Annotated in this window: 6 protein-coding genes, 1 tRNA gene and 1 pseudogene; 5 read left to right on the forward strand and 3 right to left on the reverse strand. The window is 63.7% G+C overall.

What is annotated here, in order from left to right; all coding sequences use genetic code 11:
* Positions 1-294: 294 nt before the first annotated feature.
* On the reverse strand, positions 295-948 hold the full coding sequence (locus IVB42_RS19630; RefSeq protein WP_018458347.1) for a histidine phosphotransferase family protein: 654 nt from the start codon (positions 946-948) through the stop codon (positions 295-297).
* A 171-nt stretch (positions 949-1119) separates the two neighbouring features.
* On the opposite strand from IVB42_RS19630, the gene IVB42_RS19635 reads away from it, so the two are divergent.
* Complete coding sequence (locus IVB42_RS19635) at positions 1120-1947, forward strand: 3'(2'),5'-bisphosphate nucleotidase CysQ (RefSeq protein ID WP_247300655.1); 828 nt, start codon at positions 1120-1122, stop codon at positions 1945-1947.
* A 14-nt stretch (positions 1948-1961) separates the two neighbouring features.
* On the opposite strand, the gene IVB42_RS19640 is transcribed toward IVB42_RS19635, so the two are convergent.
* Positions 1962-2447: a YHS domain-containing (seleno)protein gene (locus IVB42_RS19640; RefSeq protein ID WP_026233560.1), complete on the reverse strand. Its 486-nt coding sequence runs from the start codon at positions 2445-2447 to the stop codon at positions 1962-1964.
* Between the two features lie 139 nt (positions 2448-2586).
* On the opposite strand from IVB42_RS19640, the gene IVB42_RS19645 reads away from it, so the two are divergent.
* From IVB42_RS19645 to IVB42_RS19660, 4 genes and pseudogenes are all read left to right on the forward strand, one after another.
* Positions 2587-3192, forward strand: coding sequence for a DUF1134 domain-containing protein (locus tag IVB42_RS19645; protein ID WP_018458350.1), 606 nt, complete (start codon positions 2587-2589; stop codon positions 3190-3192).
* A 119-nt stretch (positions 3193-3311) separates the two neighbouring features.
* Positions 3312-4610, forward strand: coding sequence for a hypothetical protein (locus IVB42_RS19650; protein ID WP_247337937.1), 1299 nt, complete (start codon positions 3312-3314; stop codon positions 4608-4610).
* A 156-nt stretch (positions 4611-4766) separates the two neighbouring features.
* Positions 4767-4841, forward strand: a tRNA-Val gene (locus tag IVB42_RS19655).
* A 589-nt stretch (positions 4842-5430) separates the two neighbouring features.
* Positions 5431-6193: pseudogene (locus tag IVB42_RS19660) on the forward strand (outer membrane beta-barrel protein).
* 281 nt (positions 6194-6474) lie between these two features.
* Here IVB42_RS19660 and IVB42_RS19665 read toward each other — a convergent pair.
* A partial coding sequence (locus tag IVB42_RS19665) for a transposase (RefSeq protein WP_247469853.1) occupies positions 6475-6814 on the reverse strand: 340 nt, incomplete at its 5' end.

The raw sequence follows: 6814 nt of genomic DNA on the forward strand, positions 1-6814 counted from the left end.
CGTTGTTCGGCTCCTGCTCGAACTTCACCAGCTGATTGTCCACGGTGTCCAGGCTCTCGCTGGTTTCCGTCAAAAACTCCCGCAACAGATCATCCATGAAAACAGGCCTTCATACAGGGAGGGCGCGCACACAAGACGTGATGCGCCAATTCGGAATGGGGCCAGCTTCACCGCAAAGCGTTTAATAATGGTTGAGTATGTGGAAAAGAACGGAACCAACAAAGAGATAAGGCGCTCCGGACAAGCCGAAGCGCCTCGTAAAGATTCGATTAACGTTTGAGAGCGGCGGCGTGTCTACGACGCGATAATGGTGATGGCCTCGCCTTCGTGCGCGAGCCTCACGGTCAGCCCGCAAGCCTCTGCCAACAGCCGCGTATAATAAGGCTGGATCGCATGTGCATCCGCAGCCGGGCCGCGCTCGCCGCTCAGGAGCTCGGAGATGTTCTGCGGCAGGCGCGCATTATGTCCGGTCGCGGTGATGCGGAAGCTCATGGTCTCGCCCTCGCCGATCGGATCGATCGTCAGCGTGCCGCCGCGCGGGATCGTGTGCTGCGAAACGACCAGCATGTTGAGCAGCAGCTTGACGCGATTCTTCGGCAGCAAGATCCGCGGCAGATTCCAGGTGATCGAGCACTTGCCGTCCTCGATGTGGCCGCGCGCCATGGTCTGGGCATCGCCGAGATCGATCTGCGCGCCGGACGAGCCGGCCGCACCAAAAGCGAGGCGGCAGAACTGGAGGCGAGCGGAGGCGGTTTTCGCGCTCTTGCGTATCAAGTCGAGTGCGAACTCGCGGTCGTCGGGCTTGGGATCGTCGTCGAGCACTTCGAGCCCATTGACGATGGCGCCGACAGGGCTGATGAGATCGTGGCAGACCCGCGAGCACAGCAGCGCAGCGAGTTCGAGCGCATCTGGAGCGGTGGCGGTAGCGGGTGACGAAGCGTCAGACATAAAGGGTTCCTGGAATTGCACGGCGCGGACGCGGCGAATCAAGCATGCTTGACGAATGCCGCAGGTTCTAACATTCGCTGGCACGTGGCAGCTAGCTTGCGATCGGTTCGAAGCGGCCCTAATGCCGCGGCGAATCACTCGCTTAGGGATGGAATTGCCGATGAATGAGGCATGCAGGTGAAGCGGATCATCGACGGCGCGGCCGCCTCCCACCTGATGGAGCCGCTCACCGCCCTGGTGGTGAAGGCGGGCGAAGCCATCCTCGCGGTCAACCGCGCAGCGATGCGGGTCGACGGCAAGCAGGACGGCTCGCCGGTGACCGAGGCCGACCTTGCGGCCGACCGCATCATCGCGGACGGGCTGGCACAGCTTGCGGGCGACATCCCGACGCTCTCGGAAGAGCGGACCCAGCTCGCCTCGCCGCCGTTCCGCGCCAGCTTCTTCCTGATCGACCCGCTCGACGGCACCAAGGAGTTCGTCGCCGGGCGCGACGAGTTCACCGTCAACCTTGCCCTGGTGACATCGGGCGTGCCGCTGCTGGGCATCGTCAGCGCGCCGGCACTCGGGCTGCTCTGGCGCGGCATCGTCGGCCGTGGCGCCGAGCGCGTCGGGTTCGACGGCGCAACCATCGGCGCTGCCGAGCCGATCCATACCCGCAAGCTGCCGCCCCTGGGCGAACCCTGGATCGCCGCGGTGAGCCGCTCGCATGGAGATCCCCGAACCGAGGCGTTCATCGATCATCGCCCCAGCGCCGTCAGAAAGGCGGTCGGCTCGGCCGTGAAATTCGGACGGATCGCGGAAGGCAGTGCCGACATCTACCCCCGCTTGGGGCCCACTTGTGAATGGGACGTCGGGGCCGGCTACGCGGTCGTGACCGCGGCCGGCGGCAGCGTGACCGACGGCAAGGGCGGCGCGCTCCGCTTCGGCGAGCGGCACGATGGCGGCTTCATCATCCCGGAGTTCATTGCTTGGGGTGACCCGCAGGCGGCAAGACTCTGAGGTCGTAAAGGGGCCTACTGGCTGAGCTTGTCCTGGAGGGCGGGCCAGCGCTTGCCCACCTCATAGAGGAAGCGCTCGGGATTGGCGGCGAAGGCGTCGCGATTGGCTTCCCGGCTGAACAGATAGAGCCGCTGCGCCGCGATCGCGAAGAAGCGGGGGTTACCGGCGATGATGACGCCGCGGGCGATATCGACCGGATCGTAGCCGCCGAACTGCGGCCCGTAGACCTCGGGATGGGCGAGGAAAGACGCCCGGTTGCCCTCGTTCCGAAAGCGCCAGACGGCGCCCCACAGGTTCGCCTCGAACTCGGCCGTCCCCTGCACGGCCGTGCCAGCGACGAAATAGGCCACGGGGTCGAAGCCCTCGATCGCCACGCCACTGAAACGGTTGACGACGATCCGCTCGGTGGTGGCCGCCTGCGCCGGCAACCCCGCGCAGAGGATCCAAATGCCCGACAGCATGCAGACCAGAAGGCCGATCAAGGCAATTCCGGGGCGCAAAGGGCTGGCTTCCTGCCGTTGTGCCGTCATAGTTGCTGCGGATAACATCCGAGTCGAGGGGACATCCGGCGCAACCTAGAGCCGCGCCTGTTGGCGCCAGGTTAAGGAAGCGACCGGATTCGATACCAGGGGTTCTTTTATGACTTTCGCATCACGCCTTGCCGCAGTCGCGCTTGCCGCGATGGTCGGGTGGATCAGTCCGGCTTCCGCCCAGCAGCCGCCGCCGCCCGACTTGCCGCCGCCGCAGCGGACCCAGACGCCCAGCACCTATGGGCCGGACGAACTCGTGAACGCCGGGCATCGCTTCTTCGGCAACGTCTCGCGCGGTCTCGCCTCGATCATCGAGAAGGCGGTCAGCCAATGGGGCCTGCCCAACGGCTATATCCTCGGTGAGGAAGGGTCCGGCGCTTTCGTCGCCGGCCTGCGCTACGGCGAAGGCACGCTCTACACCAAGAACGCCGGTGACCTCAGGGTCTACTGGCAGGGTCCCTCGCTCGGCTTCGACTGGGGTGGCGACGGCGCGCGCACCATGACGCTGGTCTATAATCTGCCCGCCACCAACGCGATCTACCAGCGCTTCGCCGGCCTCGACGGCTCGGCCTACATCATCGGCGGCTTCGGCATGACGGCGCTCACCGCCAACAACATCGTGCTGGTGCCGATCCGCTCGGGCCTCGGCCTGCGGCTGGGAGCCAATATCGGCTATTTGAAATTCACCCCGCGCGCGACCTGGAACCCGTTCTAGCGTTCCGCTTTCCCCTCCGGCGACGGATCAAGGTTAACGACATGTCGGGGCTGGCTTTTTGCCGGCCCCGCATGCAATGTCCTTGGTAAATTTTTCCTTAGCTTTGGGAGTTCTGGCCCATGGTCGAACCGATCATGTACCTGGCGATCGGTTTCCTGCTCTCGATGCTGTGCGGGCTCGCGATCGTGCCGCTGGTGCATAACCGCGCCGTGCGCCTGACCACGCGCCGGCTCGAGGCCGCCACGCCGTTGTCGATGGCCGAGATCCAGGCCGACAAGGACCAGCTCCGCGCCGAGTTCGCCATGTCGGCGCGACGGCTGGAGATGAGCGTCGACCAGCTCAAGAACAAGACCACGAGCCAGCTCGCCGAGCTCGGCAAGAAGAGCGACGCCATCAACCGCATGAAGATCGAGCTCGGCGAGAAGAACGCCACGATCTTCGCGCTCGAAGCGCGCGAGAAGGCGGTGAAGGAGCAGCTCCGCGCCACGGAAGAGGAATTCAACACCAAGACCGCAGCCCTGCGCGCCGCCGAGCTCGCGCTGACCGACAAGCAGGGCGAGCTCGCAAAGATCAATTCCGAACTGTCCGACCGCTCGATGATGGCGGAGAGCCGTCAGGTCGAGCTGGTCGCGGTCCGTGCGCAGATCGAGGAGCTGAAGCACCGCGTCGGCGACGCCGAAAAGGAATTTGCCGCGACACAGGCGCGGCTGGCGCAGGAGCGCACCGAGTCCGAGACCGCTTCGCGCGAGCTCGGCGACGCCCGCGGCCGCGTCGAGAATCTGAGCCAGCGCGTCACCGACCTCGATCGCCAACTCATCGTGCAGGTGAAAGAGGCCGAGATGTTGTCGGGCCGCGTCGGCGATCTCGAGGGACGCCTTGCCACGCAGGGCAAGCTGCTCGCCGAACGCGACTATGAGAACAACCAGCTCCGCCAGGCCAACGAGGCCAATGAGCGCATCATCAAGGAGCTGCGCGTTGAGATCGCGGCGTTGAGCGGCGGCAAGTCCTCGGCCGCAATGGAATCGATCCGCGCGGAAAAGACCGCGCTCGAGGAGCAGCTGCACACCGCCCGCGACGAGCGCGCCAAGCTCCAGCGCGACATCAACGCGATCCAGCAACAGGCCGAGAGCTCCTGGGCGACCGAGCGGATGGAGAACGCGCTGCTGCGCGAACGCATCAACGACATCGCAGCCGAGGTGGCCAAGCTCGCGATGCAGCTCGAAGGGCCGAACTCGCCGATCGAGGCCCTGCTCGCGGCGGAGGCCGGCCAGCCGCCGAGGCCGGCGCCACGCCCGGCCAACGACGCCCCTGCCAACGGCACCGCCGCAGGCACCCTGCCCGAAGGCGGCGGAACACTGGCCGAACGCATCCGCGCGCTCCAGGCCCACGCCTCCCGCGCCCGCCAGCAGGGCGCGTAAGCGGCCCCAAGATGGTCTGACCGCCGAATTGCGGGTCCGGGGGAAGGTTTTCCGGCCCGGCAGCGCCTCGAAACTTGACACCTTCGGCCTGCACTTCTAAATCGCGGGCTCCAAAGCATCGGCGGCCGAAACTCGGGTCGCCTGCATGATGGTTTCGGGTGCATAGCTCAGCGGGAGAGCGTTCCCTTCACACGGGAGAGGTCCAAGGTTCGATCCCTTGTGCGCCCACCATTTACCCCGTAGAATCAGCCACTTAGCGACGCGGCGCTTCAAGTATGTGCCCCAAAAAAGCTGGGGCACAACATGGGCACCGAGCAATGATGGTGCGAGGTCTCGGAGGGCTCGGCTGCTCATCGTGCGACCGTCCGATGTTCTCGCCACCCAATCGGTGTAGGCGGCCTCGTTTGTCTCGATGCGCCCTTGTCTGCGACGTTCCTGCACTGTTTCTCTCTGCCTAAACTCCTTCTCAGCCGGTGAGCGATCACTCTGCCGAGCAGTAGGACTTCGGCTGCGCGCCTAAAGAAAATCCCCAGCCACATAGGGCTGACGGGTTCTCGTTTGCCAGTGCGTATCCGCGGTACTCGTCCCCATGCGCGATGGCACATCGTGCAGCCATAACGGTTGACGTAGGCCCCCGATGTGCACGCCACCGGGATTTTAGTTACGCAACTATCTTATAACTATGAAGAATTCCGCTCGTCTTTGACCGCGAGTGTTGCAGCCGGCTGCAGCAACGTCGAGGCGAACGACGTACTCCTAATCGGGCACGGAGCCAAACGCATCCGATTCATTGAACTCGTATTTCTGGGGAGACACTCGCATGAAAAGGCCTTTAGCGGCTGTGGCCGGAACAATAACTCTGGGGCTGGTCGCTCCCGCCAGTGCGGCGGATCTGGCCGCGCGGCCATATACGAAGGCGCCTCCGATGGTTGCTGCTGTTTACGACTGGAGCGGCTTTTACATCGGCATCAACGGCGGCGGCGGTTCAAGCCGCAAGTGCTGGGATTTTGTGGATGCAGCCGGCATTTTCGGTGTCCCAGGCGCTCTGGTGGGCGAGGGTTGCCACAATGCTGTCGGCGGCACGATCGGTGGTCAGATTGGCTATCGCTGGCAGATGGCAAATTGGGTGTTCGGTTTCGAAGGCCAAGGCAACTGGGCTGACTTCAGAGGCGACAACACGAGCTTGGCGTTTGGCACTGATCGCAATCGCTCTCGCATCGACTCTTTTGGTCTGATCCGGGCAGGTCGGTTACGCATGGAACAATGTTTTGTTCTACGTCAAGGGCGGCGCCGCGGTCGTCGGCGACAAGTATGATGTGTTCGATATTTTGACCGGCGCGCTCTTGTCGTCGGCGCGTGAAACCCGTTGGGGTGGCACCGTTGGCGCGGGCCTCGAGTATGGCTTTGCTCCGAACTGGTCGGTTGGCGTCGAGTACAACCACATCTTCCTGGGCGATCGCACGATCGAGTTCACCACGCCGGCTGGAGCCTTCGCAGGTAGCGACCGCATCCGCCAAGACGTTGACATCGGCCTCGTCCGCCTGAACTACAAGTTCGGCGGTCCGATGATCGCGAGGTACTGAGCAGCTTCATAAAAAGAACAGGGGCCGGCTCTTAGAGCCGGCCATCTTCTTTGGGAGCCTCGAATGACAAAGACCTTCAGGCCAGTCATCCCTTCGCAGCTCACCGTTGAGCTCAACGAGGCATCCGCTTCGGGTGAACCTCACACAATTTGCAGAGCGATCGGGCGGGCGCTCAGACATTTCAACATTTCAGAACTCTCAATAAAAACGGGACTGCAGCGTACAAGCATCTATCGCGCGTTCAGGAGCTATCGCCAAATTTTGGTGACGGCCGGAGCCGGTCAGGCGGCGGCGGTTATGGGCTGGCGGTCGGTCGGCTTGGCGATGACCTCGATCCCATCATTGAATGTCACACCGACAACGAGTTTTGGCAACTGGTTGTGGCCATCGAGACGACGCCAGCTTCTCTGCGCGGCCTCGAGCAGTTTGAAGACCATCGCGAGTGCCGTCTTGTTGGACAGGCAGCCCTTCGATCGGATGGTGCGGTGGCGAACGGTGGCGAAGGTGCTTTCGATGGGGTTGGTCGTCCGCAAGTGTTTCCAGTGCTCGGCCGGGAAGTCGTAGAACGCCAGTAGCGTGTCTCGATCCTTGCTCAGGCAATCGGCGGCCTTCTCGTACTTC

The organism is Bradyrhizobium sp. 45 (assembly GCF_023073155.1).
GTDB lineage: Bacteria > Pseudomonadota > Alphaproteobacteria > Rhizobiales > Xanthobacteraceae > Bradyrhizobium > Bradyrhizobium canariense_D.

Coding starts and splice junctions, on each gene's coding strand:
- IVB42_RS19630 (WP_018458347.1), bottom strand. CDS start 948: ATGTCTGACGCTTCGTCACCCGCTACCGCCACCGCTCCAGATGCGCTC.
- IVB42_RS19635 (WP_247300655.1), top strand. CDS start 1,120: ATGCAGGTGAAGCGGATCATCGACGGCGCGGCCGCCTCCCACCTGATG.
- IVB42_RS19645 (WP_018458350.1), top strand. CDS start 2,587: ATGACTTTCGCATCACGCCTTGCCGCAGTCGCGCTTGCCGCGATGGTC.
- IVB42_RS19650 (WP_247337937.1), top strand. CDS start 3,312: ATGGTCGAACCGATCATGTACCTGGCGATCGGTTTCCTGCTCTCGATG.